At 38.3% G+C, this 26,765-nt stretch carries 29 protein-coding genes and 2 pseudogenes; 23 read left to right on the top strand and 8 right to left on the bottom strand.

All coding sequences use genetic code 11. From position 1 onward, the window contains the following. Nucleotides 1–4 precede the first annotated feature (4 nt). The 3 genes and pseudogenes from B1R93_RS18670 to B1R93_RS18660 all read left to right on the top strand — a co-directional run bounded on the left by B1R93_RS18670 (nt 5) and on the right by B1R93_RS18660 (nt 2,754). A pseudogene (locus tag B1R93_RS18670) lies at nt 5–1,117 on the top strand (NADH-dependent flavin oxidoreductase). Between the two features lie 19 nt (nt 1,118–1,136). After that, complete coding sequence (locus B1R93_RS18665) at nt 1,137–1,817, top strand: NAD(P)H-dependent oxidoreductase (RefSeq protein WP_088105453.1); 681 nt, start codon at nt 1,137–1,139, stop codon at nt 1,815–1,817. 259 nt (nt 1,818–2,076) lie between these two features. After that, a complete protein-coding gene (locus B1R93_RS18660) occupies nt 2,077–2,754 on the top strand; it encodes a serine/threonine protein kinase (protein ID WP_088105452.1) in 678 nt (225 codons plus the stop codon). Nucleotides 2,755–2,830: 76 nt separating this feature from the next. Here B1R93_RS18660 and B1R93_RS18655 read toward each other — a convergent pair whose 3' ends face one another. Next, entirely contained in the window at nt 2,831–3,103 is a 273-nt protein-coding gene (locus B1R93_RS18655; RefSeq protein WP_088105451.1) for an OsmC family protein, read from the bottom strand. Beyond that, nucleotides 3,104–3,304, bottom strand: coding sequence for a hypothetical protein (locus tag B1R93_RS18650; RefSeq protein WP_088105450.1), 201 nt, complete (start codon nt 3,302–3,304; stop codon nt 3,104–3,106). Nucleotides 3,305–3,365: 61 nt separating this feature from the next. Here B1R93_RS18650 and B1R93_RS18645 point away from each other — a divergent pair. From B1R93_RS18645 to B1R93_RS18610, 8 genes and pseudogenes are all read left to right on the top strand, one after another. Further along, nucleotides 3,366–3,575, top strand: a pseudogene (locus B1R93_RS18645) (ZIP family metal transporter); the annotation flags it as partial. 494 nt (nt 3,576–4,069) lie between these two features. Then, nucleotides 4,070–4,291, top strand: a complete 222-nt coding sequence (locus tag B1R93_RS18640) for a spore germination protein (protein ID WP_088105449.1) — start codon at nt 4,070–4,072, stop codon at nt 4,289–4,291. A gap of 23 nt (nt 4,292–4,314) precedes the next feature. Beyond that, entirely contained in the window at nt 4,315–4,536 is a 222-nt protein-coding gene (locus tag B1R93_RS18635) for a spore germination protein GerPB (protein ID WP_088105448.1), read from the top strand. A 27-nt stretch (nt 4,537–4,563) separates the two neighbouring features. Beyond that, nucleotides 4,564–5,172: a spore germination protein GerPC gene (gene gerPC / locus B1R93_RS18630; RefSeq protein WP_088105447.1), complete on the top strand. Its 609-nt coding sequence runs from the start codon at nt 4,564–4,566 to the stop codon at nt 5,170–5,172. A 6-nt stretch (nt 5,173–5,178) separates the two neighbouring features. Then, the gene (locus tag B1R93_RS18625; RefSeq protein ID WP_088105446.1) at nt 5,179–5,355 is read left to right on the top strand and encodes a spore gernimation protein GerPD; all 177 of its coding nucleotides are present in this window, start codon (nt 5,179–5,181) and stop codon (nt 5,353–5,355) included. 14 nt (nt 5,356–5,369) lie between these two features. Next, nucleotides 5,370–5,738, top strand: a complete 369-nt coding sequence (locus B1R93_RS18620; protein ID WP_088105445.1) for a spore germination protein GerPE — start codon at nt 5,370–5,372, stop codon at nt 5,736–5,738. Nucleotides 5,739–5,812: 74 nt separating this feature from the next. After that, complete coding sequence (locus tag B1R93_RS18615) at nt 5,813–6,031, top strand: spore germination protein (RefSeq protein WP_088105444.1); 219 nt, start codon at nt 5,813–5,815, stop codon at nt 6,029–6,031. 265 nt (nt 6,032–6,296) lie between these two features. Next, a complete protein-coding gene (locus B1R93_RS18610; protein WP_088105443.1) occupies nt 6,297–6,725 on the top strand; it encodes an Hsp20/alpha crystallin family protein in 429 nt (142 codons plus the stop codon). 166 nt (nt 6,726–6,891) lie between these two features. Here B1R93_RS18610 and B1R93_RS18605 read toward each other — a convergent pair whose 3' ends face one another. From B1R93_RS18605 to B1R93_RS18595, 3 genes are all read right to left on the bottom strand, one after another. Further along, nucleotides 6,892–7,083, bottom strand: coding sequence for an alpha/beta-type small acid-soluble spore protein (locus B1R93_RS18605; RefSeq protein WP_088105442.1), 192 nt, complete (start codon nt 7,081–7,083; stop codon nt 6,892–6,894). Nucleotides 7,084–7,329: 246 nt separating this feature from the next. Beyond that, nucleotides 7,330–8,307 (bottom strand): electron transfer flavoprotein subunit alpha/FixB family protein, encoded by a 978-nt coding sequence (locus B1R93_RS18600; RefSeq protein WP_088105441.1) that lies wholly within the window; start codon nt 8,305–8,307, stop codon nt 7,330–7,332. Between the two features lie 39 nt (nt 8,308–8,346). Beyond that, on the bottom strand, nt 8,347–9,114 hold the full coding sequence (locus B1R93_RS18595) for an electron transfer flavoprotein subunit beta/FixA family protein (RefSeq protein WP_088105440.1): 768 nt from the start codon (nt 9,112–9,114) through the stop codon (nt 8,347–8,349). A 321-nt stretch (nt 9,115–9,435) separates the two neighbouring features. Between B1R93_RS18595 and B1R93_RS18590 the strand changes: the two genes are divergently transcribed. The 5 genes from B1R93_RS18590 to B1R93_RS18570 all read left to right on the top strand — a co-directional run bounded on the left by B1R93_RS18590 (nt 9,436) and on the right by B1R93_RS18570 (nt 18,752). After that, nucleotides 9,436–11,541, top strand: coding sequence for a heterodisulfide reductase-related iron-sulfur binding cluster (locus tag B1R93_RS18590; protein ID WP_088105688.1), 2,106 nt, complete (start codon nt 9,436–9,438; stop codon nt 11,539–11,541). Nucleotides 11,542–11,543: 2 nt separating this feature from the next. Next, the gene (locus B1R93_RS18585) at nt 11,544–13,937 is read left to right on the top strand and encodes a 3-hydroxyacyl-CoA dehydrogenase/enoyl-CoA hydratase family protein (RefSeq protein WP_088105439.1); all 2,394 of its coding nucleotides are present in this window, start codon (nt 11,544–11,546) and stop codon (nt 13,935–13,937) included. 22 nt (nt 13,938–13,959) lie between these two features. Then, nucleotides 13,960–15,144: an acetyl-CoA C-acyltransferase gene (locus B1R93_RS18580; RefSeq protein ID WP_088105438.1), complete on the top strand. Its 1,185-nt coding sequence runs from the start codon at nt 13,960–13,962 to the stop codon at nt 15,142–15,144. An 86-nt stretch (nt 15,145–15,230) separates the two neighbouring features. Beyond that, a complete protein-coding gene (locus B1R93_RS18575) occupies nt 15,231–17,003 on the top strand; it encodes an acyl-CoA dehydrogenase family protein (protein WP_088105437.1) in 1,773 nt (590 codons plus the stop codon). Nucleotides 17,004–17,072: 69 nt separating this feature from the next. Further along, nucleotides 17,073–18,752, top strand: a complete 1,680-nt coding sequence (locus B1R93_RS18570) for a long-chain-fatty-acid--CoA ligase (protein WP_088105436.1) — start codon at nt 17,073–17,075, stop codon at nt 18,750–18,752. A gap of 165 nt (nt 18,753–18,917) precedes the next feature. Here B1R93_RS18570 and B1R93_RS18565 read toward each other — a convergent pair whose 3' ends face one another. After that, on the bottom strand, nt 18,918–19,751 hold the full coding sequence (locus tag B1R93_RS18565; protein WP_245308325.1) for a cupredoxin domain-containing protein: 834 nt from the start codon (nt 19,749–19,751) through the stop codon (nt 18,918–18,920). A gap of 224 nt (nt 19,752–19,975) precedes the next feature. Between B1R93_RS18565 and B1R93_RS18560 the strand changes: the two genes are divergently transcribed. The 5 genes from B1R93_RS18560 (at nt 19,976) to B1R93_RS18540 (ending at nt 23,488) form a co-directional block, all read left to right on the top strand. Further along, nucleotides 19,976–20,389, top strand: coding sequence for an RrF2 family transcriptional regulator (locus tag B1R93_RS18560; protein ID WP_088105435.1), 414 nt, complete (start codon nt 19,976–19,978; stop codon nt 20,387–20,389). Between the two features lie 150 nt (nt 20,390–20,539). After that, a complete protein-coding gene (gene spxA / locus B1R93_RS18555) occupies nt 20,540–20,935 on the top strand; it encodes a transcriptional regulator SpxA (RefSeq protein ID WP_088105434.1) in 396 nt (131 codons plus the stop codon). A 75-nt stretch (nt 20,936–21,010) separates the two neighbouring features. Further along, a complete protein-coding gene (locus B1R93_RS18550) occupies nt 21,011–21,763 on the top strand; it encodes an NRDE family protein (RefSeq protein ID WP_088105433.1) in 753 nt (250 codons plus the stop codon). A 45-nt stretch (nt 21,764–21,808) separates the two neighbouring features. Continuing rightward, nucleotides 21,809–23,170: an MFS transporter gene (locus tag B1R93_RS18545; RefSeq protein ID WP_088105432.1), complete on the top strand. Its 1,362-nt coding sequence runs from the start codon at nt 21,809–21,811 to the stop codon at nt 23,168–23,170. Between the two features lie 135 nt (nt 23,171–23,305). Then, nucleotides 23,306–23,488 (top strand): hypothetical protein, encoded by a 183-nt coding sequence (locus tag B1R93_RS18540; RefSeq protein ID WP_088105431.1) that lies wholly within the window; start codon nt 23,306–23,308, stop codon nt 23,486–23,488. Between the two features lie 35 nt (nt 23,489–23,523). Here the strand turns inward: B1R93_RS18540 and B1R93_RS18535 are convergent, their stop codons facing one another. Together B1R93_RS18535 and B1R93_RS18530 are read right to left on the bottom strand one after the other, a co-directional pair. Continuing rightward, nucleotides 23,524–23,718: a hypothetical protein gene (locus tag B1R93_RS18535; protein WP_088105430.1), complete on the bottom strand. Its 195-nt coding sequence runs from the start codon at nt 23,716–23,718 to the stop codon at nt 23,524–23,526. A gap of 38 nt (nt 23,719–23,756) precedes the next feature. Then, on the bottom strand, nt 23,757–24,653 hold the full coding sequence (locus B1R93_RS18530; protein WP_088105429.1) for a hypothetical protein: 897 nt from the start codon (nt 24,651–24,653) through the stop codon (nt 23,757–23,759). A 286-nt stretch (nt 24,654–24,939) separates the two neighbouring features. Between B1R93_RS18530 and B1R93_RS18525 the strand changes: the two genes are divergently transcribed. Next, nucleotides 24,940–25,941 (top strand): LLM class flavin-dependent oxidoreductase, encoded by a 1,002-nt coding sequence (locus B1R93_RS18525; RefSeq protein ID WP_088105428.1) that lies wholly within the window; start codon nt 24,940–24,942, stop codon nt 25,939–25,941. A gap of 282 nt (nt 25,942–26,223) precedes the next feature. Next, a complete protein-coding gene (resA, locus tag B1R93_RS18520; RefSeq protein WP_088105427.1) occupies nt 26,224–26,760 on the top strand; it encodes a thiol-disulfide oxidoreductase ResA in 537 nt (178 codons plus the stop codon). Nucleotides 26,761–26,765 lie beyond the last annotated feature (5 nt).

Below are 26,765 nucleotides of genomic sequence, written 5' to 3'. Positions count from 1 at the left end.
TAACATGAATCAAAAATATCAATCACTATTTGAACCGTTTACCTTTTCGAACGGTATTCGATTAAAAAATCGAATTGTTCTGGCACCAATGACTCATTTTTCGTCAAATGCGGATGGAACCGTTTCGGATGATGAGCTTATATATTATGCTCGTCGCTCAAAAGGGCCGGGAATGGTTATTACTGCTTGCATTTATGTTTCAGCTAACGGCAAAGGATTTAAAGGCGAATTTGCTGGAGATTCAGATGATTCACGGGCTATGTAAGCTCGCAACAACCATTAAAGAACAAGGTGCAAAAGCTATTCTTCAAATTTTCCATGGAGGAAGAATGTGTCCTCCAGAGCTAGTTCCAAATGGTGATATCGTTAGTGCAAGTGCAGTACCAGCTGAACAGCCAAATGCACATATTCCTCGTGCGTTGAAAGGTGAAGAAATTCGGACCATTATTAAAGATTTCGGTGAGACGACACGACGTGCAATCGAAGCCGGTTTTGATGGAGTTGAAATACATGGAGCTAATGGTTACTTAATTCATCAATTCTTCTCACCTCATTCAAATCGACGAGAAGATGAGTGGGGTGGAAGTTTACAAAAGCGATTAGCCTTTCCACTGGCAATCGTTGATGAGGTTAAAAAAGTTGTGGACACATATGCAAAAGAACCCTTTATTGTTGGATATCGTTTCTCACCAGAGGAACCAGAAACACCAGGGATTACTATGGCAGATACACTTGAATTAGTCGATGCATTAGCAAATCAACCGATAGATTATCTGCACGTATCCTTAATGGATTTCTGGTCTACTGCAAGGCGATAGATGGAGAACATAGTAGAATCGACTTAATAAATAAAAAAGTTCAAGGCCGTATGCCTATAATCGGTGTTGGCTCCATCCAAACCGCGGACGACGCTGTTAAAGTCCAACAAAGCGGCACTCCCTTAATTGCTTTAGGACGAGAATTAATTATTGAGCCAGATTGGGTCCAGAAAGTCGAACAAGGCTTAGAATACGATATTGAAACAACTTTAGATAAGGAAGGACAAAAACGTTTAGATATTCCTGATCCATTATGGAATGTGATAATAAACACACCTGGATGGTTCCCTGGTGTGTAATAAAGGAGCCGAATATTAGATGATAGATTATATAAAGAAAAAACGGGAAATTCTTGAAGCGTTCCATTTCCGTCATGCAACGAAAAAGTTTGATCCTACAAAAAAAATCTCAGATGAGGACTTTGATTTTATATTAGAAACCGCACGACTCTCACCAAGCTCAATTGGCCTTGAGCCTTGGAAGTTTGTCGTTGTTCAAAATCAAGAGCTAAGAGAAAAATTAAAAGCAATAACGTGGGGGGCACAAGGGCAGCTGCTAACAGCCAGTCACTTTGTTCTTATATTAGCTAGAACGATCAAGGATACGAAATATGATTCAGCATATATTACACAACACATGACAGAAGTGAAAGGCATGCCAGAGGATATGCTTGAAACCGTTATAAACACAAGATATAAAGATTTCCAAGAAAATGACTTAAACTTACTCGATAACGACCGAACGATGTTAGACTGGGCTGGGAAACAAACATATATTGCTTTAGGTAATATGATGACAGCTGCAGCGCAAATTGGAATTGATTCATGTCCAATCGAAGGGTTTCATTATGAATCTGTTCATACACTTTTAGAGGAAGAAGGTCTTCTAGAGAATGGACATCTAGATATTTCCGTAATGGTCGCCTTTGGTTATCGTGAAAATGAACCACGTCCTAAAACGAGAAAAGATCGTAAAGACATCATAAAGTGGATAAAGTAAGGAATACTGCCTCAAGCGTCTTTTGTACAAAAAAGATTTTCTATAATTAAGCTAAAATTCATGTGGATCTTTTTTTAGAATGAAGTAAACTACTACTATAAGTTGACTAAGCAAACCAAAGCCGAACCACGGGTTATTGTGGATTCGGCTATTTGTGAAACAATAATTACACATAACAGATAAGTTTTTTAGTATGTTTAATTAAGGAAAACTGTAGCCATTATTTAATCGGACTATAACATGAGGTTAGGAGGAATTTATGAATAACGACTGGGTCCTTGCAGCTAAATCCTTATCTAATATATCTGTTACATCAAACCGCAACAACGAACCAGTATCAATTAGTGGCAGCCCTGATGATTTACGATGTATCGGAGTTGGAACTGATGCGGCAGTTTTTCAATCCGTTGCGATTCCGTCATATGCATTTAAAGTGTATGCAAGTGCGAAGCTAGATAAAGTTCAAATAGAAGAAAAGGTCTATCACAAACTTGGAGAATCACCTTATTTCTCCAAATGCTTTGCTTCAACTGAAAACTACCTTGTGTTAAGTTACGAAGAAGGGTTGACGCTATATGACTGTCTCCTACAAGGGGTGCAAATCCCTGAGCAAGTAATTCTTGACGTTGAGGATGCTAGGACTTATGCAATTAATAAAGGATTAAATCCACGTGATATTCATTTAAAAAATATTATCCTACAAAATGATCGTGCTAAAATCCTAGATGTTTCTGAATATACTAAACCGGGAAATGATTTTAGATGGGAGCATTTAAGAAAAGCTTATTTCGAATATTATCATCTAATTGATGGAAAAAGTGTACCTTCTTGGTTATTAGAAACTGTCCGTAAATGGTACAATCAACGAAACAATCAATTTTCAACGTTTGATGAATTCATGAAAAATGTCTTAAAACTTATTAAATTTATAAAATAACATGGTTTGTATTAAATCATTATCCTTCGCATATTTAATACAAAAAAACCTGCAATATTATGCAGGTTTTTTTGTATTAGTCTATCTCAATAATATCCCAGCTATGAATAAAATCGACAGCTCCCTTAAGTGTTTGCGCAACTGGACAACCTTGTTCAAATACAGATAATGCTCGTTCTGCCGCTGCCGTTTTCCCCTTTGGAACTTTAAGTGAGTAGTGACAACTGATTTTTGTAATTTTCAACACGCCCTCAGGTGCTTCAATTGTACCTTGGACTTGGGCCTCGACTTTATTTGGCGATGTTGGAATTTTACGCGCCTCCAGCGCGCCTGAAAGGGTTCCAACCAGTCAGCCACCCGCTGCTGCGACGATATGATCAAGTGTGGAAGGATTTTCAACCTCTGTGTGAACACCGTAGAAATCTTTGACGCCTCCATGTACCCCAAAATGAAGAGGTGCATCAAATCCCTCAATAAAGGCATGTCGAATTTTATTAGCCGTATCTTTTTGAATAATCGTGATATTCGTTAAGGCGATCGGTTTAGTCATATCACATCACACTCCTTACTATAAGCTTAGCTAAAAGCTAAACACGCACGCAACCATTCACCCTATATTCTATATTATTGGGGCAATGGCTGTCATTTTTATTCAACCAATCTTGCCTTATACCTTATGCTTTGCAGCCGGGGCAATGATTTTCGTTGTGGCCGAGGAGGTTATTCCAAGCTCTCAAGAAGAAGGAAATAGTGATATTGCAACGATGAGTTTAATGATCGGTTTCACTGTAATGATGATTTTAGATGTAGCTTTAGGATAATTTATAAAACTGATAAGAGAATCCCCCAAAAGAGAAGGAGGGTACTGAAAAAGGGTGCTTTTCCCTTTTTCAGTGGCCTTTAAGTAATGTGCGGAGCCGTTGCCTGGTTTTGAAAGCCTTGCTACGAGTGGTTTTCTCGTAGCAAGGCGCGCAACGTGCGAAGCCATTACTACTTCTTTGAGTTACAAAGAAGTAGTTTTTCAGTGGCCTCAAGAGAAGAGGGATTCTCATTGCTTTTATTGCAGTTTCAAGGGTGATGACAAATTCTTTATGATCGTGTTTTAACTTGTTATATATGATGACGTGTTGGTACATTCAATACTACTTGAAAGAAAATAACTAATTCCTTCATTTTTTCTTCCTTCAGATAATATATTACTTACAAGTATCAAATTCATCTATATAAAAACACACAATACTTTTCGTGAACATTTATCTATGATTATTCATATTGTATTAATTAGTAATCATTGTTTCTGAAAAGGATGGTTTTGATGCCAGCAATAGTAGGAGCTGTAAAAGTAAACAGTATTGGGAGTAGTAGCATTTTTAATATTGGAGACGTCTTCATCATTGCTCCGGCTACTACAGCCAAAACCTTTGCGGGAGCCGGTTCATTTAATACTGGAGATTATATAAAAATAAGAAATGACTCTAGTTCTACAAATACCTATGATAGCGATTTTGCGGATTCAAACATCAAATCAGTCACATAGAAGGATTTTGGGGGAGGTATCGTATGAATTTTCATATTAATCAAAGTATCGTCATACACAATTTAAAAGTTGGTGGTATTACGAACTCTTCCGTTTTACAAATCGGTAGTGCAGGTATGATAAAAGCATTATCAAACCTCTACAATACAGGAGGCTTTACTGAGCCAGCCCCTGAAATAGAGGAAAACGGTACACGCCCCCCACTTGTTCCTCTTGCCCCTCCAACTGGTTCATCATTTGAATAATTACATTTTATCAAGGAGGAGATTTTAATGTGGAACAATTCTTATATAATACAAAATCTCCAACACATTTATGATTGTTTGAACTACCAGCATCAAAGAATTACTGAATTAGAGTCAGTGGTTCAACAGCTCCAATTGGAAATAAATACGCTAAAAGAAAATCAAACTTCAACTATTGAAAGGGTTGAATATAAGTTTGACCAATTAAAAGTAGAGAGATTGGAAGGCACATTAAATATTGGAATAACTCCAAATAATGGGGGAGGTTCAATTGAAGATTTTTCTGTTAATCAAAATGAATTAAATGTGCCTTCAATGAATAACGAACAATCAAAGTTATTTGATAACATTCGGCAACATATATATGAGTATTTAAACGAAGATTGTTACGAGATGATTGATTCAATTGAAAAACAACATCATTACCAAATCAATGATGAATACCGTAACCACATTATTGAAGATATAAAAAAACAGATAGACAATCGGATTCAATATTACCTTAACCAAATAAATTTCAATGATCTTGATAAGAAAAAATTAGCAGAGGTTGAAGAAATGACAATAAATAAAGTAAAAGAAGACATTCATAAAACGTATGATGAATTTATTAAACATTTACCGAGGGGAGAATGATTTTTTATGAATTTTACCGTGGTAAATAAAAACATATGTGTAGAAAACATTCAGATTACAGGGGTCGCGAGTTCGTCTATCTTTTTAGTCGGTGACACTGATTCTATTGCTTTATCTTCCGTTTTTGATACACCACCTGAATCACTAATTATAGGTCCATTTGTCCCACTTGCCCCTGAATAAAGGAGCGGAATACTTTGTTTAAAAGGACATCAGTTACTAAAAATATTAACGTTACAAATGTATCTAGTGGCTCCATATTTGAGATTGGAGATTCAACTGGCATTAGACCACGCTCTAGAGCTTTAGCTGTACAACGTGAAATGGAATTATTTTTTGGAAACGAGGGTAACTTTGAAAAATACTCAATTTTCACCAATCCCATACCAGTACCAAATGTTGATGAAAATATAAAAATGACAAAATATAATCAATCACCATTTATCTATGTAAATCATATTGACATCATAAGTACTGCAGCATCTAGTGTATTGCATATTGGATCAACAAAAACGATTGATGCAGAATCTAGGGTTAAACATATTAGACAATTACTAGACGATTAACAATATATTTTACCCGAACACTTCTTTTTATTGTGAATAATTATAATATATACAGAAATGAAAAGGGTGTTATTATGCCTTCAATCGTTGGTGGACCTATTAAAGTTAATTCAAATGAGGGAGTAATGAATTTTGGAGATTCCTTAAATATTTCTCCAAAGAGTACAAATAAAGTAGTTTCTGGCTCAGGTGGTGGTAATACAGGTGATTTTATCGTTACAAATAACGGGTTTAATATAAATAATACATCTGATCCAGATGTTGCTGATCAAAACCAAGGTGGCAATGCATAAATAAATTAAGAAATAGATAAGAAAATGTTCAGCTGTGAATATGGTTTATTAATTACATTTGAAAGGTGCTAAACAATCTAGAATATAATGAGGATTCTTTAAAGTTAGTCATTAGATATTATAAAAGAAGGAGAGGATGTTAAGGTTAAAATTAACTAGTTCACTTGAGTTACCAGCCATTCTTAATGTTATTTAATTTGGGAACCATTCAATCATGATTTTCCAAAAATAACTTCGATTGATTTTTTTAAAAGTGGTGAATTTTATGGATAATTTCTCAAATGAATGGTCTAAGCCATTTAGAAGATTTTTTGATGATGAATTTTGGGGGAAATTTGATCATTACTTTAACGGTATTGGTAATCAACCACTAGTAAACGTATACGAATCTGAGAATGAGTTAATTTGTAATGTTTGCTTACCTGGCTTAAAAAAAGTAGACGATATCCGCTTGAATGTAGTCAACCAGAATACACTAGAAATAAGCTGTACTATTAACCTAGAATATAAAGGATTTCGTCTCATTCAGGAAGAAATAAATCAAGGAGTAATTAATCGAACCATTAACCTACCATTTTCAGTACGTAATGATAAAATTGAAGCCTCGTATAAAAGAGGACTATTAACGGTTCATTTATTTCGATTAATCCCAAATAATGATAATAAAAGCATCTTAATAAGAGACGAGGAATAAGGGGCTGTCCACTTAGTAAGCTTACTTTATGCTTCTCAGGCAGCGAAAAGATTTTCGTTGTTACAGAAAAAGCTCTCAAGGAGAAAGCAATAGCAATTGCAACGATGTAAATTTAGGATTATTAGGTGAGAATCCCTCAATGGAAAGGAGGGATTCTCATTGCTTTCTATTGCTGTTGATTCTGAAGAGAGTACTCCGCATAAGCAACTAAGCGCTTGGTCATTTCTCCTCCAACAGAACCGTTAGCACGAGCAGTCGTGTCGGCACCTAATTCAACTCCTAATTCATTCGCAATTTCCTGTTTCATGGATTCAAGTGCACTTTCTGAACCTGGCACTAATAATTTGTTTCTTGCCATTGTTCAACACCCCTTTTGAATGGTTTAGGAAAGACAAGCACCGAACAGTGCTCAAAATTAGGATGTCCGGTGATTCGCTTATTATTAAGCCTCGTGATTTAAATATTACTACTATGTTTCATCACTACGTGTAAAAACACAGTTTTCAAAATAAAAAAGGAGATACTTTCATCGTATGAATATGAAGTGTAATTGCAAAAAAAATAGAAAGGAGTTATTATACACTCCTTTCTATTTCAAATAATGTCAATTAGATAACACGTTTTTAAATTCCTCTGTTAATAGGGGAATAACTTCAAAGAGGTCACCGACGATTCCGTAATCAGCGATTTTGAAAATCGGTGCATCCGCATCCTTATTAATTGCGATAATAATACGAGATTGGCTCATACCAGCCACATGCTGAATCGCTCCGCTTATCCCGCATGCGATATAAATTTCAGGAGTTACGACCTTACCTGTCTGGCCAATTTGCATTGAATAGTCACAATAGCCAGCGTCACAAGCTCCACGCGAAGCACCGACTGCTCCACCTAGTAGGTCAGCTAACTCTTCTAACGGTTGAAACCCTTCCGTGCTTTTTACACCACGACCACCTGCAATAATAATTTTCGCTTCAGATAAATCAACCTTGGCTGATGTTTTTTGGACTACTTCGAGTATTTTAGTTTGCAAGGAGGATGGTTCATTGTACGCGATTTTTTCAATGTTCCCATTTTTATTTTTGTTATCTGCTATTGTTATATTATTTGGTCTAATGGTCACAACCCAGGGTGAACTTTCCACTTTCTTTTGTTCAAATGCTTTGCCTGCAAAAATTGGCCGAGTATAGACAATTTCTTCTCCTAATTTTCCAATGTTAATAACATCCGATACTTGACCTGCATCAAGACTCGCTGCAATCATAGGGGCTAGATCTCTCCCTATTGCCGTGTGACCAAAAATGATTCCCCTAGGATTAGAAGCATCAATCACCTGCTTTAGGGCAGATGCATAGGCTTCCGGTTGATAATACTTCAGCTGCTCATGATCCACGACATATATCTTTTCCACTCCAGAATCTGAAAGGGTCGTGACGATGTGATCTAGCTGACTGCCAATGATAGCTAGACAGATTTGGTCACGAGAAGTAGAGGATACTTTCGCTGCTTCAATTGCTTCATATGTGACCTGACGTAATGCACCATCACGGTGTTCAGCAACGACGAGAATCGTTTTACTCATGTTGATTTCCTCCTTGTGTAAAATTTATAGGTAAAGGAGTTAAATAACGTTTGAGGTATTTCGGAGCTTTTCTATAAGCTGCTTTACTTGCTCTGTTAACTCACCCTTTAGTATTTGACCTGCTTCTTTTTTGGGAGGGGGTAAAATTGCTGTAGTAGTTGTTTTCGGGGTTAATTCCGCATCGGTTATCTTTAAATCATCTAATGTTAAGTGTTTAAAAGGTTTCTTCTTCGCTTTCATGATCCCTGGCAGACTAGGATAACGAGGTTCATTTAAACCTTGCTGTGCTGTAAAAAGGGCCGGTAAAGCAACTTCAACCTTCTCTAAATCGCCCTCTGCATCTCGATGAACGGTAGCGACTTGATTTGTAATAGTTAATTCTGTAATTGAGCCGACATGAGGGATGTTTAGCTTTTGTGCCAATCGAATAGCTACTTGGCCAGCACCATTATCGACGGAAAAGTACCCGCCAAGAATGAGATCATATACTCTCTCCTTGAAAAAAGACGCCAACACATTTGAAACCGTATATTCATCTGCAGACATTCTTTCGTCAGATATAAGGACAGCTTCATCAGCTCCCATAGCTAAGGCTGTTTTTAATGCTTCCGCAGAACGCTTAGGGCCAACTGAGATTACACATACATTACCGCCAAATTGATCTCTTAGTTGAATGGCTTCCTCGACAGCATACTCATCATAAGGATTGATGACGAACTGTACCTCATCCTCAGAAACGTTCCCGTTTTCAATGATGATTTTTTCCTCGGTGTCAAAGGTTTGTTTCATGATGACATAAATGTTCATCGATCATTCTCCTTTCAAATGGTTACAATTTTCGTCCTAGCTAGCACGCAACAAAATGAAAACATTTACATAATCGTATGAAAGAGTTTCGCTACTCATTCACTAATTTTTAAGTTGCATAGAAAATGGCATAATTCAAAAGCTTTTTAAATATAAGTAAATCAACACAACATAACACCTTTATTGTTATTGAGGGTAGGGGAAAGACTCCCTATGCACATAATTAAGCTATATCCATGAAAGGACTGATTTTTTGTGGCTTGGCAATGGGTACAATTTTTAGCGTTTTCTATTGTAAGCGCTTACAGCTTGTATTTATTTATGAAAGTTATCTACCATCGCTATTTATACATTAAGCTTGGAAAAAAGTTTGAGATTGAAAAAAACTGGCATGAACGCTTCAACATTTTTATAACTCAAGTGTTAGGTCAAAAGAAACTATTGAAGGATCGTAAAAGTGGGATCATGCATGTATTAATTTTCTATGGTTTTATTATTCTTCAATTTGGCGCACTAGATATTATCGTAAAGGGACTTGGAATAGAACGACTACCTTTACCAGGTTATCACGTGTTTGGATTCATACAGGAAGTAACTGTCCTCCTCATTTTTCTTGCCGTAGGTTATGCTGCCTATAGACGCTACGCTGAGAAACTACCTCGTTTGAAAAGAGGGAAGAAACCAAGCGTCGTAATCTACTTTATTTTTTCTTTAATGCTCACGGTTCTATTTACACTTGCCTTTGAACGAGTGCTACATGAAGCGACCTTTTCATGGTATGCCCCGATTACCTCACTTATCGCAGCCCCTTTTACTGGAATGAACGCAATCGTAGCAACCAGCTTCTTTTATACCTTTTGGTGGGCTCATTTACTTATTCTGCTTGCATTTCTCGTTTATGTTCCTCAGTCGAAGCACTTTCACATCCTTGTTGCTCCTCTAAATCTTTTATTAAAACGAACGGAACCTATTGGTCGGTTACGGAAACTAGATCTTGAAGATGAGGAAGCCGAATCGTTCGGTGTTGGTAAAATTGAAGACTTTACTCAGCATCAAATGCTCGATTTCTATGCTTGCGTTGAATGTGGTCGCTGTACCAACTCTTGTCCTGCGTCAAATACAGGGAAGGTTCTATCTCCGATGCATCTTATTGTGAAGTTGCGTGATCATTTAACAGAAAAAGGAGCTGCCATTACTTCTAAAACTCCATGGGTGCCTTCGTTTGCGTTTGAAAGCAGCGACTCACATATTGTTCAACACTCGGCTGCTCAAAAGAAGCCCGTTTATTGGGGGAATGAACAAATTACGTCCATTCTACCTACGATGAGCATACAGGAAACAATGTGGAAGACGTGTGAAAAAAATATAACTGAAATTGAACTTGTTGGCGATGTTATAACTGAAGATGAAATTTGGGCTTGTACAACTTGCCGTAACTGTGAAGACCAATGTCCAGTTGGTAATGAGCATGTTGATAAAATTATTGATTTACGTCGACACTTGCTTCTAATGGAGGGGCGGGTCCCACATGAAGGGCAGCGTGCTATGCAAAACATAGAACGACAAGGGAATCCATGGGGAATCAATCGAAAGGACCGCAGCAAGTGGACGGAATGGATAGATGGAGTGCCCGTCCCAACCGTTAAAGATAATCCTGATTTTGAAATTCTTTATTTTGTCGGTTCAATGGGTTCCTATGATAATCGAAGTCTGAAAGTCTCACGTTCTTTTGCAAGACTACTAAACGAAGCGGGCGTTAATTTTGCCATTCTTGGAAATGAAGAAAAAAATTCAGGTGATACCCCGAGAAGAATGGGGAATGAATTATTGTTTCAGCAGCTGTGCATGGAGAATATTGAGACCTTTCAGAAATACGGTGTCCAAAAAATTGTCACGGCTTGTCCTCACACATTCAATACATTAAAAAATGAATACCCTGATTTCGGATTAGAAGGAGTGGAGGTTTATCATCATACAGAGCTACTAAGTGAATTGGTGAAAGAAGGAAGACTGACCCCTAAATATCAAGTGAACGAACGTATTACGTACCATGATTCATGTTACCTAGGTCGCTATAACAATATTTATGAACAGCCTCGAGATATTCTACGATCCATCAAGGGATTAATCTTACTAGAGATGGAGCGAAACCGTGATAATGGCATGTGCTGTGGTGCTGGTGGAGGAATGATGTGGATGGAGGAAACTGCTGGAAAACGGGTCAATCTAGCTCGAACAGAACAGGCACTTCAACTGAATCCAACGGTTATTAGTAGTGCCTGTCCATTTTGTCTCACCATGCTCGAGGATGGGACTAAGGCAACGGAAACAGATGAACTTGTAAAAGCAAAAGACATCGCTGAAATATTAGAGCAAGCCGTTTTTGAAGACTTGTACAATGAAGGCTTATCTAAAAAGGAGGCTTAACTATGCCAAGACAAATTCGTCATGCAGCAGTAATTGGATCGGGGGTTATGGGGGCAAGTATCGCAGCCCACTTAGCTAACGTCGGCGTCCCCTGTCACTTACTTGATATCGTCCCAACTCAACTAACGAAAGAGGAGGAAGCAAAAGGACTAACATTAAAAAGCGTAGAGGTACGTAATCGACTAGCTGTCAATGCGATTAACCATTTAAAGAAAAGGAGGCCTGCACCTCTTTATGTTGATGAAAATAGCGCACTAATTACTCCCGGTAATATTGAGGATCATATAGAGCGTTTAAAGGAAGTGGATTGGATTATTGAAGTGGTGGTCGAAAACATCACTATTAAGAAGCAGGTCTATAAACAGATTGAAAGTGTATGGCAGGAAGGAACCATCGTAAGCTCTAATACATCGGGGATCTCGATAAATGCCATGGTGGAAGAACGAAGCCATTCATTCAAACATTATTTCTTAGGTACACATTTTTTTAATCCTCCACGATACATGAAGCTTCTTGAAATCATCCCAGGGCAGCAAACATTGCCGGAAGTTGTTAGCTTTATGCAAGAATTTTGCGAAAAAAGACTCGGAAAAGGCGTCGTAATCGCAAAAGATACTCCTAACTTTATCGGCAACCGGATTGCAACATACGGCATTCTTGTCACACTTCGAGAAATGGTGGAGAAAGGCTATACCGTTGAAGAAATTGATAACGTGACAGGTCCCATCATGGGGCGCCCGAAAAGTGCAACATTTCGAACATTAGACATCGTTGGTCTCGATACTTTTTTATATGTAGCGAATAACGTGTATGAAAAAGTAACCGATGAAGGGGAAAAGGCCGTTTTTGATGTACCTGAGTTCTTAAGAAGGATGGTAGCGAAAGGATGGCTTGGCGAAAAAACAGGGCAAGGTTTTTATAAAAAGATTAAAAACGGTAACCATAAAAAAATTTATTCGCTAAACCTTGAATCAATGGAGCATCGTCCGCAACAAAAAGTAGTCGGAGCATCACTCGAGGCGGCAAAGTTAACGAAAGGAACGAGGGGAAAACTCAATGCTCTTCTAAACGGTCATGACCAGTACTCAGAATTAGCATGGAATGTTTTGAAGTACGTCCTCCTTTATTCAGCAGAAAAAGCTGGTGAAATTTCTGATTCAATTGTAGAAATTGATAAAGCCATGAAGTGGGGTTTTAGCTGGGAGCTAGGTCCGTTTGAAACATGGGATGCCATCGGATTAAAAAAATCAGTTTTACGAATGGAAGCAGATGGGCTCACTGTACCTAAGTGGGTAAAGGATTGGATTGCTGCGGGGAATGAATCTTTTTATTCAAAAAGGCAAGGTACTGTTTTTTTCTCATCAAATGGCCAGTACAAACAGCTTGAAGAAAACCCAGAAGTCATTTCGCTTCAAACTTTAAAAGAACAAAACAAAGTCATTAAGTCAAACAACGGGGCAAGTCTGCTTGACCTTGGTGATGGGATAGCTTGTCTTGAATTCCACTCACCAAACAACGCCATTGGGGCAGATATTCTCTTAATGGTCGAACAAAGTCTTGAGGAAGTTCGCCAAAATTATGAAGGTCTAATCATTGCAAATCAAGGGCGTAATTTTTGCGTCGGCGCTAATTTAATGATGCTTTTAATGGAAGCCCAAGATGAGGAATGGGATGAAGTTGACTACATTATTCGCAAGTTCCAGAACACGATGTCTAGGCTAAAACAATTTGAAAAGCCCGTCATCGCGGCTCCTCATCGAATGACATTAGGAGGTGGAGTTGAAATTTGTCTTCCAGCAGACCGGGTTGTTGCCTCTGCTGAAACATACTACGGTCTTGTTGAAGTTGGTGTTGGGTTAATCCCTGCAGGCGGTGGCTGTAAGGAGCTCATCTCACGTCTTAGTGGTTCTATCACGAATCACCAAGTTGATTTACAGCCATTTGTAAACACCATTTTTGAAACCATCGGAACTGCTAAAGTGTCGACAAGTGCTCCAGAGGCGAAAAAATTAGGGTATATGCGTGATTCTGATTTTGTTGTTTATAATCACGATCATTTAATTTATGAAGCGAAACAAATCGCCATGCAGCTTGCTCAAAGGTATGAAACGAAACCGATTAATGATATTCGTGTAGTAGGAAGAGAAGGAAAAGCGGTGATGCAGCTAGGTGCCTATCAAATGAAATTAGCAGGGCATATCAGTGACCATGACCATTTGATTGCGAACAAACTTGCCCATGTATTAGCAGGGGGTGACGTACCAGCAGGGACTATGGTAAGTGAGCAATATATGCTGGACCTCGAGCGTGAAGCCTTTTTAAGTTTATGTGGCGAACCGAAAACTCAGCAAAGGATGCAACACATGTTGTCGAAGGGAAAACCGCTTAGAAATTAGGACGATTTGAGAGGTGAATAAGATGAAAGAAGCAGTAATTGTATCGATTGCAAGAACACCGGTTGGAAAGGCGAAAAAAGGGGTCTTTGCACAAACTCGTATCGAGGATTTAGGGAAAACCGTATTAGATGCTGTGATCGCACGTGCACCCGGCTTAAAAAAAGACGATGTAGAGGATGTGATTATTGGCTGTGCCATGCCAGAAGGGGAGCAAGGCTTAAACGTCGCAAGAATTATTAGTCTGTACGCGGGCTTTCCTGTAACAACACCCGCACTTACGATTAACCGATTTTGCTCCTCAGGCTTACAATCAATTGCCTTTGCAGCTGAGCGGGTGATGCTTGGGCATGCTGAGGTTGTTATCGCTGGTGGAATCGAGAGTATGAGCCACGTGCCGATGACGGGATTTAAGCTTTCTCCCCATCCTAACATCGTCGAGGAAATGCCAGAAGTCTACATGGGCATGGGGTTTACAGCTGAAGAAGTAGCCCAGCGTTTTAACGTTTCACGAATTGATCAGGATCGCTTTGCGGCTGCGAGCCACCACAAAGCGGCAGTTGCGGTGCAGGCCGGCTATTTTAAAGATGAAATCGTTCCTGTTCCTATTATACAAAAAGGCGTCGATAAACTCGGAATGCGCTTGGAAAAAGAACTCGTTGTTGATACCGACGAAGGAGTGCGGCCTCATACAACCGCAGATGTACTGTCTGGACTCAAACCCGCTTTCAAGCAGGGCGGTTCCGTGACGGCCGGAAATTCATCACAAATGAGTGACGGAGCTGCAGCATGTGTCATTATGAGTAGGGAGAGAGCTAATCAGCTTGGTCTGAAACCGTTGGCAGGCTTCAAATCATTCGCCCTCGCTGGAGTAGAACCAGAGATTATGGGGGTTGGTCCAATTAAAGCGATCCCAAAAGCACTACAAATGGCCGGGATTAATGAGAAGGACGTTAACATTTTTGAGATAAATGAAGCATTTGCTTCACAGTGCTTACAGGTTATTCGAGCATTAAACATCGATGACGAGAAGGTGAATGTTAATGGTGGAGGCATTGCTTTAGGTCACCCACTTGGATGTACGGGAACGAAGCTAACCTCGACATTAATCTACGAGCTAAAGCGTCGTGGAGGTGGCTACGGAGTTGTTTCAATGTGCATTGGTGGCGGGATGGGAGCTGCTGGAGTGTTTGAGGTTTATCCAGATTGATTACAACAAATCCTTCCGTTAACAAATGAATGTAGTCCGTTTAAACTTCATGCATCTGAGACATTTATCGTAAGGGGGAACGCTTCATGGTAAAGAAAATAGTTGGGGGAAGTTTTATCATTGAAGAAGGTGATTATAACTCGATCGTGACACCAGAGGATTTTTCTGAAGAGCAACGGATGATTGCCGAAACAACAAAGGATTTTATTGAAGGAGAGGTTCTTCCGCAAGATGAAGAGATTGAAAAATTAAATTATGAGCTCACCATTCAGTTTTTAAGAAAAGCAGGTGACTTGGGTCTATTAGGAGCAGATGTGCCGGAACAATATGAAGGGCTTGGCCTTGATAAGGTAAGCTCGACACTCATTAATGAACGACTCGCAAAAGCATCCTCCTTTGCGCTTTCCCTAGGTGCTCATGTAGGCATTGGTTCTTTGCCAATCGTCTATTTCGGTACAACAGAACAAAAGAATAACTACCTTCCAGATTTGGCTAGCGGACGTAAAATCGCTGCATATTGCCTAACTGAACCGTCCTCCGGCTCAGATGCTTTAGGTGCAAAAGCGACCGCTACCTTATCAGAGGATGGTACCCATTATCTATTAAACGGAACGAAACAGTTTATTACAAATGCCGGCTTCGCCGATATTTTCATCGTCTATGCGAAAGTAAATGGAACCGATTTTAGCACCTTTATTGTCGAGAGAACGATGGAAGGGGTAAGCATTGGACCGGAAGAGCAGAAGATGGGGATAAAGGGGTCTTCCACTTGTCCGCTCATTCTTGAAGATGTAAAGGTGCCAGTTGAAAATTTGTTATGGGAGGTTGGAAAGGGGCATCTTATCGCCTTTAATATTTTAAATATTGGCCGGTTTAAGCTTGCTGCAGGGTGTCTTGGTGCATCAAAAGAAACGGTTGAACTTGCTTCAAAATATGCAAATGAGCGCCAGCAGTTTGCTCAACCAATTTCGTCCTTTTCACTAATACGCAAAAAGTTAGCAGAAATGAACATCAAAGCCTATGTCCTTGATAGTATGGTTTACCGTACAGCTGGCCTGATTGATTCTAGTATGAAGGACATTGATTTTAATAGTCCGGAAGCAGGCATGGCTTCAGCAAAAGCAATTGCCGAATATGCGATAGAATGTTCGATTAATAAAGTTTTCGGTTCTGAAACATTAGACGCTTTAGCGGATGAAGGAGTTCAAATACACGGTGGGTATGGATTTATTCAAGAGTATAAAATCGAGCGAATTTATCGTGATTCGCGTATTAATCGAATTTTTGAAGGAACAAATGAAATTAATCGATTACTCATTCCAGGTACGCTTATTAAAAGAGCAATGAAAGGGGAACTGCCCTTATTACAAAAAGCACAAGCACTCCAATCTGAGCTTCTCACGCTCATACCTAATCGTACGTTTGAAGGGTTGCTCGAACAAGAACATCATTTACTTTCTATGGCCAAGAATATCTTCTTAATGATTGGCGGTTTGGCTGTCCAAACCTATCAAGTCAAATTAGAACAAGAACAAGAAATGTTAAGTTACCTAGCTGATATTATGATCCAAGTTTACGCCATTGAAAGTGTGTACCTTCGAACAATGAAAATCGTAAATACAAAAGGAGAAGAACATTCAACCAATGCAATTAATATGACAAAGGTATTTATTCATGAATCCTTTGAAGTCTTGGAGTCATTAGGGAAGAATGCATTGGCTTTTATGGCATCAGGAGATACGCTGCAAACGCAGCTATCGATACTAAAGAAGCTTTCACGCCGAACGCCCGCAAACACTATCGGGTTAAAAAGGCAAATAGCAGAACGTGTGGTGAAATCGGAAAAGTACGTCGTTTAAAGGGTAAATAGAGGAATCTGTAATGCGTGTTATAAAACACGTCTTCTAGCCAAAAAAGGAGTGTTGGGTATGACCGATAAGGTTTGGTTGGCGGAATATCCGAAAGAGGTTTTTCCAACATATGATTATCCTAAGCACAATTTGGCTCAATTCATGTTAGACGCAGCCGCAAAATACCCGGAAAATACAGCCTTGTTCTTTTATGGAAAAAAAATCAAGTACAAAGAGTTGTTATATGAAACGTATCAATTCGCACATGTATTAAAAGAATTGGGAGTTGAAAAAGGTGATCGTGTCGCCATCATGCTCCCGAACTGTCCACAAGCGGTTATCACTTATTACGGTGCACTATTAATTGGTGCCATTGTCGTACAAACAAATCCGACTTATGTAGAAAGAGAACTTGAGTATCAACTCAATGATTCCGGAGCAACAATCCTCATTGCACTTGACCTTCTGCATAATCGAGTTCGGAATGTACTAACAAAGACAACAGTTAGGCATACGATCTTTACTTCTATAAAAGATTACTTGCCCTTCCCAAAAAATTTCTTATATCCACTAAAGGTCAAAAAAGACGGGTTATCAATGAATGTACGCTACGAGAAAAATATGTTTTCATTGAAAGACCTGCTTTCTCAAGCCCCAGTCTCGCCCGTTAGTGTTGAGATTAATCCTGAGAAAGATTTAGCGCTTTTACAATATACAGGTGGAACCACAGGTCTTTCCAAAGGGGTGATGCTTACTCATTATAATCTCGTAGCGAACACCCTTCAAACAAGGGCATGGACCTATCGAAGTGAGGAAAGCAAGGAACGATATTTAGCTGCACTCCCATTTTTCCACGTGTTTGGAATGACAGTCCTTATGAATCTTGCTATGAAACTAGGTGGAATGCTGATCCTTATCCCAAAGTTCGAACCAGAATTATCATTAAAGCTTATAAACAAAATGAAGCCAACTACTTTTCCAGGAGCACCTACGATGTACATCTCTCTCATGAACAGTCCGAACATACACAAATATGACTTATCGTCTATAAATGTATGTATTAGTGGAGCAGCATCCTTACCTAGTCATCTTCAGGAGATTTTTGAAAACGTTACAGGTGGGAAGTTGATTGAAGGCTACGGCTTAACAGAAGCATCACCAGTTACCCATGCTAATAATATATGGGAAAAAAGAAAGCTTGGCTCAATTGGAATTCCATTTCCTGATACTGAAGCAAAAATAATCGATCCTGATACAGGAGTTGAAGTAGACTATGGGGAAGTCGGTGAGCTTATAATTCGTGGGCCTCAAGTGATGCAAGGCTATTGGAACCAACCAGAAGAGACTACTAATACATTAAAGGACGGTTGGCTCTATACTGGGGATATGGCAAAGATGGACGATGACGGCTTCTTTTATATTATTGACCGTAAAAAGGATGTTATTATCGCTGGTGGCTTTAATATTTATCCTCGCGAAATTGAAGAAGTATTGTTTGAACATCCTGCCGTATTGGATGCGGTTGTTGTCGGTATCCCAGATGAATACCGAGGTGAAACGGTAAAAGCATTTATCGTTATAAAAGATGGAGTGAATCTAGATATAGAGCAGCTTGAAACCTTCTGTCGAGCTAAGCTGGCTGCTTACAAAGTACCGAGAAAGTTTGAATTTCGTGATAGCCTTCCTAAAACATTGATTGGTAAAACACTGCGCCGGCTATTAGTAGAGGAGGAAAAAGAAAACCTGCAAGATAAGTAACTTGAAAGCATAAGGGGATGGTCGACATTTTAAAATGCATAATGGACCAAAAGTGAACTTCAACCCTGTTTAAAAAAGTATGCCAAATACCTAAACTGATTTTTCTCAGGCAAAAGATAGGCAGAAAGGCAAGATGATACATAATCTTGCCTTTTATTTATTGCGTTATGACTCCACAACTACGACTGTTGCTGCCATCCCAGCCTCCTTGTGACCTGGTAACGTACATAGAACTTCATAAATACCTGGTTTTGTAAAGGTAACAGCTTGACTATTTGAGTCGTTTGGCATGGCATGAAGATGGTAACCCAACTCTTTAATCTCAAAATCATGTTCCTCTAAACCATCATTCACCAAAGTAAACGTAACTTCTTCATTTTGAGAAACTTCTATTTTTTCGGGTGAAAAATGGTAGTCATCTGCATGAATGACGATTTCCTCTACATGTTCATGTACTTTATGAGCTTCCTCCTTTACGCTCCGCTCAAAGGAATAATCATGGAAGCTATATAAAAACAAACAAATTAACACAAAATATAGAGAAGGCTGCATCAATAAACGGACTCGTGTTGAAATACTTTTTATTTCCGAGAGCTGTAATAAATAAACGAGAAAGAAAATGCCAACACATATAAGCCCAATGATATGTAGCAATTGGTTTTGGTTTTCTAGAGCGATCATCGCACCAAGCATTGTCCCCATCATTCCACCCATAAAACCTGAGATCAGACCATCTAAAATAGCTACAATGGCGTATGGAAACCCTACCGTGACACCAACAAAGCCTCCAATGAGCATGCTCAACATTGTAATCTCAAAAAACGAGGAGGGGAACAACATTGCAGCTAAACTCCCAACACCTAGACCAACAACCATCGCTAGGGTCATCGCTATCACCATTCCAACCATTTTACTTATTTGCTGCTTATAAACGTAAGAAACAATTATCAACCAACTGAATAACATGATAAATAGGCTTATAGCTAGGATTAGTTTCAAATGACTCTCTCCTTTTCTATGGTGCTTATATAAACGTATTCGATTCAATAATTGAATATGTACAGGCTAAATACTAAGACTAGTTCAATCTCTATTTACTGGAGAGTACGACTTGACATTTCTTACTGTAACATTTAAGATTACAGAATATCTTTCTTAAGAGCGAGACTCTTTAAAGGGGCTCAATTGTTTTATGTTGATTATGTTCCTTAGGAGGTCAAGAAATGAACAGTAATTTCACACTGGCCATTCACAGTTTAACTCTTCTTGCTTTACAGCCAGACCGGATGTCTTCAAGTGACGCGATAGCAGAAAGTGCAGGGGTACACCCAGTACGTATCCGAAAAGTATTAAGTCTATTACGAAAAAATGGCTACATTCAATCAAAGGAAGGAACAGGTGGGGGATTTATTTTTGTGTTGGACCCTGGCCATGTTACGCTTTGGGATGTTTATAAAGTTACATCTGAAGGTGCGTTGCAGCCAAAGTGCCCCGAGTCAAATGAAAAATGCATTGTCGGCGCGAACATGCGAACAGTGTTATTTTCTATTTTCTTAGGCGCTGAAGAGCATCTTGGTGAATACTTAAAAAAATATACAATTAAAGAAGTGATTGACTCCATTAATCAAGAGCATTAAGACTCCTGCTTTAACCTTCACTTTAATTGTTTTACAGATACTCGTATTTTCTAAAAATCTCTGGAATTTTTAATTTATATTAAATGTAACAAAAAAGTTTACAGAATAAACATATTACTAAACAAATAATTTCATAAGGAGTGAGTATAAATGATAAAACTATATACAACACCAAGCTGTACTTCATGTCGAAAAGCAAAGAAATGGCTTGAAGAAAACCACATTGACTTTATCGAAAAAAACATATTGTCTGATCCGCTAACAGAAAGTGAAATTCAATCTATCCTTCTTTTAACGGAAGAGGGGACAGACGAGATTATTTCGACAAAATCAAAAACGTTTCAAGAATTAGGAGAAAAAATTGATTCCCTTTCACTACATGAATTGTACAAACTAATATTGGAGAATCCAAAAATACTACGCCGACCAATTATCCATAATGAAAAAAAACTGTTAGTTGGGTATCATGAAGAGGAAATTCGCCGATTCCTACCACGTAAGCTTCGTTCATTTCTAAGAAGCGAACTTCAAAAAGTAGCAAACTAGCTGATAAAGGGAAAATGGCATAAAAGATAGAACTTAGATAAATGAAAGAATAGAAATCACGAGCAGGTGAATAAGATGTGCCTAATAAACTTTGCTTATCGGGTCGATTCAAGCTATGACTTAATTGTTTCTGCTAATCGCGACGAATATTATAAAAGACCGACAGCACCAGTATCATTCTGGGAAGAAGCCCCTCATGTGTTGGCTGGAAGAGACCTAGAAAAAATGGGAACTTGGATGGGAGTAACAAAACAGGGACGTTTTGCGGCACTTACAAATTTCCGTAATCCAAATGAACAACAAAGAAATAAACGATCGCGGGGAGAACTAGTAAGTCGTTTTTTAATAGAAAATGATTTACCGGAAACCTATTTAAAAAGGATTCAACTTCAGCGTGAAGATTATCCTGGATTTAACTTACTCGTTGGAGATAGGAACTCCTTATTTTATTATTCGAATGTTGAAAACCAAATAAAATTATTAGCACCAGGGATATACGGGCTTAGCAATCATTTCTTAGACACACCATGGCCAAAGGTTCAAAAAGGCAAAGCAGGGTTAGAGCGTTGCCTAAAGGCTTCATTAAAAGGTGTAAAGGAATGTTTGTTTTCAAATTTACAAAATGCTGAACCGGCTTCTGATGAAGAATTGCCAGTGACAGGTTTGTCACTTGAATGGGAACGAAAACTCTCTCCACTATTCATTCACACACCAGTGTACGGCACAAGGTCTTCGACGGTACTTTTTATGAATCAGCAGGAGACTCGATTTGTTGAAAGGGTGTATGAAGGTGAAGAATACTTGGAGAAGGATATTACAATACGCTGACAACGAAACAGACTGCAGCAATTATTAAAGTAAGGAGCGAATGCTTTGCATAGTAATCGATTAATTTTTTTCTTAAGCTTCATTGTGTTTTTCTCCGTTATGAACGGGACAATGTTTAATGTAGCAATTCCTACGATTGGAGAACAGTTTCAATTGACGCCATCAGAAGTAAGCTGGGTTATTTCTGGTTATATCGTTATTTTTGCACTTGGGTCGATAACATATGGTAAATTGGCAGACATGTACCCAGTGAAAAATTTAATTACAGTCGGGTTAGTGTTATTTAATCTCGGGTCCTTGTTAGGATTTATTTCAACAACTTATTGGATGCTTATCATTGCTAGGATTGTTCAAGCGTCTGGAGCTGCTGCCATCCCGGCTCTCGGAATGATTACAGCAACTCGTTATTTCCCACCTCAATCAAAAGGAAAGGTCTTAGGCGCTATTGCCTCTACCGTTTCTTTTGGTGCAGGGATAGGACCCATCCTCGGTGGCTTTGTTGCGGGTGCATTGAATTGGCATTACTTGTTTCTAATTTCTTTGTTTTCTTTACCAGCGATTTACTTTTTACGAAAACTTTTACCGGTTGAAAAAGCAAATACACAATTAACATTTGATTTAAAAGGTGCGGTTTTATTGGGGATTGGGATAACAGGCTTGCTCCTTTTTTTAACAGAACTGCATTTGATGTATTTAGTTTTTGGCCTTTTACTTTTAGGATTATTTGTCTTACACATAAGAAAAGAGAAGAACCCATTTATCCAACCTCACCTCTTTTTAAATAAACAATACCGTAATGCACTATTAACTGGCTTTTTAGCAGTAGCTACTGTGTTTGGCATGATGTTTCTCGTTCCCATTATGCTCAAGGATCAAAATGGGTTATCGAGTATGTTCATCGGTTTAGTTATGTTTCCTGGGGCGATTAGCGCTGCAATCTTTGGAACAGTCAGTGGCAGAATGGCTGATCGAATTGGGAGCGTTCCAATCGTTACCGGAGGACTTGGTCTAATAGGGATTGGTTATTTTTTAATGTCCATCTTTGCCGGATCTCATTTCAGTATGATTGCTGCAGTACTAATCATTTGCTACATTGGCTTTTCGACGATTCAATCTTCTTTAGCCAACACGGTGTCAAATACACTTAATAAAGAGAACCTAGGAATAGGGATGGGCTTATACAACCTGATCTTCTTTATGTCAGGTGCATTTGGCGCAACGACAGTTGGGAAAGTTCTTGATTTATCAGAGGCGAGAGTAAAATGGAACCCGTTTGCGGTTGTAAATCAAACAGGCGTAATTTATAGCAACATTTTTGTCGTTTTATTAATCACCATTGCTATCAGCTTTACGATATATTACACCACATTCTCCCTTAAACAGAAGACGTTATCTGAGGCGAAGTGATTTCATTACCATAATTAATATCAACTAACTATGAAGAAGGAAGTGCAGAAGGTGAAGACATTCATCTTCTGCTTTTTTTAATCATAGAATACTTTTAAAAGGGGATTATATCCTTAAATAAGGAGGTTTTTCACATTGGACGAAAAAAAATTACGCGATAAATTGATTAAAAAAGCTAGACGAATATTAGCAACAGAAACAGAAATAACACGAGTGAAACCGTGGAATCCAAATAAAATAAGAAGAGCAACAAATTGGTTTTCTAGTGACGACCGAGTGAAGAGAACGATTGCTGATTATTATAAAATAGAAAAATAAAAAGAGTAAATCCACACGGGACTCACTCTTTCTTATTAATAAGGTAAAGCCTTCTTTGCTATAATGCTTCCTTTAGTAATTTTAACACCTGAAGCTTTCTTTTTGTTAGCATGGGCCTGTCCACTTAAAACTGTTTTAGATTTGCGAATGTATTTCTCTAGATCCTGTTTCGATACTTTATTTTCTGATTTCACTTCAATCCTAACGTTTCCTTCTTTAAGTTTGGGCATAATCATCACCTCTTACTTCTATTCTAATGCCTTCCATATTATTCTGCAAGATCCAAGCTTTCTAATATCCCCATCATCTTCGCCTTTTCATAGTACTGAATCGCTAATGAAACTAATCCAGATAATAAAATCGAATCATATTCATCAAATTCTAATTTATAGCTCGACAAAACAACGACTATGTTTTGTTCATCGTAATTGATTGAGGTAAGTAAGTAATTTTTAAAATAAATATGATCGCTATTCTCCTTGTTAATCGGAATAGCCTCCAGACGTTCGTGAGCTAAATCGTATGTATTTCTGACAATCTTTGGTATCTTTTTAGACTTTTGAAAAGCCTCTTTATCTAATATTTGATACGAAAACGTATGATCCCATGTATCATAATAATACTTAGCCATTTCTACGACCATTAATTCAATCGCATCTTCAACATCAGGGAATTGTTTTACCTTATGAACGAATTGATTCGTTTTTTCTTCCGCAGCCCATTCGGACAAGTAATAGATTTTTTGAGTTGTCACATTTAACACATTAATGACTTGTTCTTCCTTTTTCTCAAGCTCGAATTCAAAATTGAACAATTTTAGTCGTTTTAATCGTGTAAACACAATGGGAAACAGTAAAAAAAGAAAAATCCATACTAGTAAATAAAACAAGTGCTTTATAATTGTAATTACTTTAGGATTTGATACAATCGGTTCGATAACAAGGGTAGTAAGTGTAGGCTTTTCACTAATTTTTTGCCCAGCATCTCCACTAACAACTTCTACAGCCTTTTCTTTAGATGATAAAGGCGCTTGTACTATTTCTACTACACCTAAACCTACAATCCCAATAAAACCAGCTACATACAAAGCAATAACGACAAACCTCAACCAATCTTTTCGTATCGGATTTTCGTCTTGCAACATTTTAGTCTCTGTCTCTTTCACCTAATTTTCTCCTTTCGGCCTTCCTAGTAAAATTATACATAAAATAGTTCATTTATGGGACTTTTCCTTGATTAAAACTCGTCCACTAATGATTCAAATGTTGCAAACTACGATTTTCTTACTCTATTTATGTTAATGACCCCCTTTTCAGGTAATCATATAGTGAAACTTTGTAAGAGAATGAAATAAGGCTGCTCGAATGAAGCTTTAAGCATTTCGTTTTGCTGCGACTGCGTAAATTGATATTCTAATACAGAATCTTTACTAAAGAAAGGAATTAGAGAATATGGCCAATATAAATATACCTGTTTCAATATTGAATCTCGCACCGATTCGTGAAGGAGAGGGGACAAAAGCTGCGATTGATGCGATGGTACATTTGGCGCAGGCTGGTGAGAATCTTGGATATAAACGCTATTGGATTGCAGAACACCATAATACACGCTCCCTTGTAAGCTCTGCTACTTCGATATTAATCAAGCATACGTTGGAACACACGAGTACGATCCGTGTAGGAGCCGGTGGAATTATGCTACCTAATCATTCTCCGTTAGTAGTGGCGGAACAATTTGGAACGATGGCAACACTCTATCCTAATCGTCTTGATTTAGGCTTAGGTCGAGCACCCGGTACAGATATGCTGACCGCAAGTGCTCTTAGGCGTTCCCAAAATGATCCCGTGTATCGATTTCCCGAGGATGTGACGGATTTATTAACCTATTTTGGGCCCGAGGAACGTCAAAATCAGGTGAAGGCGTTTCCAGGTGTTGGCACGAATATTCCGATTTATATTCTTGGTTCTTCAACTGATTCAGCTTATTTAGCTGCTAAATTAGGCTTACCCTATGTTTTTGCTGCTCACTTTGCACCAAGGTATATGGAAGAAGCTATCTCCATTTATCGTGAACGGTTCCAGCCATCTGACTACCTTGATTCTCCATATATGATCGCCTGTATAAATGTTATTGCGGCCGAAAGTGATGAAGAGGCCCAATTTGAATCAACAACCATGCAGCAATTTTTTCTTAATGTTGTTCGTGGTACGCAAACGCCTTTAAAGCCACCCGTTGAAAACATGGAACAAGTTTGGACCCCGCCTGAGAAACAAATGGCAACATCCATGTCTAGTATGACTTTACAAGGTAGCAAAGAAACGATACGAGAACAGTTAACAAGATTTCAAATTCAACATAACGTTGATGAGATTATGGTTGTGTCTTATATTTACAATCCAGAAAAACAAGTTCGTTCTTATGAAATCTTAAAAGAAATCGTAGATGAAAAATAATGAATCGTAAAAAGGAGCCTGTACATGAAACAGGCTTTTTTTACGATGATAGCTCATCCATAAGTATACAAATCCCCACGCTTAACATTTACTCCTTCTTTAAACTCCAAAAAGTGCTCTTGATTCATATGTTCCTAAACGAAAAATGACACTTCACAATTAGCACACATTTACGTGTTAATCTTTTTTTAGTCGCAATAAAAAGTTGTGAAGTAATTCCACCCTTAAACTGGATGGATTTTTATTAACGATTTTAAATAGGTAGATAGGTAGGTGTGAAGGTTGGAACAAAGACGATTAGTCACAAGAACTCTTATCCTTACGCTTTTATTCGGAGCCATTGGTTATACGTTTTATCATGCATTTTTTAATGAATCAAATGTTCTCTCAGTCGGTGATAAAGCTCCTAATTTTATTCTTACTGATTTAACCGGAGAGCGGATTGAGTTAGATAATTTAAGAGGACAAGGGGTATTCCTTAATTTTTGGGCCACTTATTGCCCACCTTGCGAAAAAGAAATGCCTTACATGGAAAGTCAGTATCAAATTTATAAAGATCAAGGTGTAGAAATCTTAGCGGTAAATGTTGATGAGCCCGAGTTATCTGTTAAACGATTTGTTGATCGTGTAGGTGGACTATCATTTCCTGTTGTGATTGATAGGGGGTCAAAAGTTATTGATGCCTATAATGTGAGTCCACTACCGACAACATTTCTTATTAATAAAGATGGATTCGTTACAGAAGTGATTACAGGAGGAATGACCGAGAAAAACATAGCGGACTATTTAGATAGTATTAAGCCCAATACTAAACAATAAAACAA

It is taken from the genome of Halalkalibacter urbisdiaboli, assembly GCF_002156385.1.
Lineage (GTDB): Bacteria > Bacillota > Bacilli > Bacillales > Bacillaceae_D > Halalkalibacter_A > Halalkalibacter_A urbisdiaboli.
Note: the sequence above shows the minus strand (reverse complement) of the source record. Positions and strands in the feature narration are given on the sequence as shown.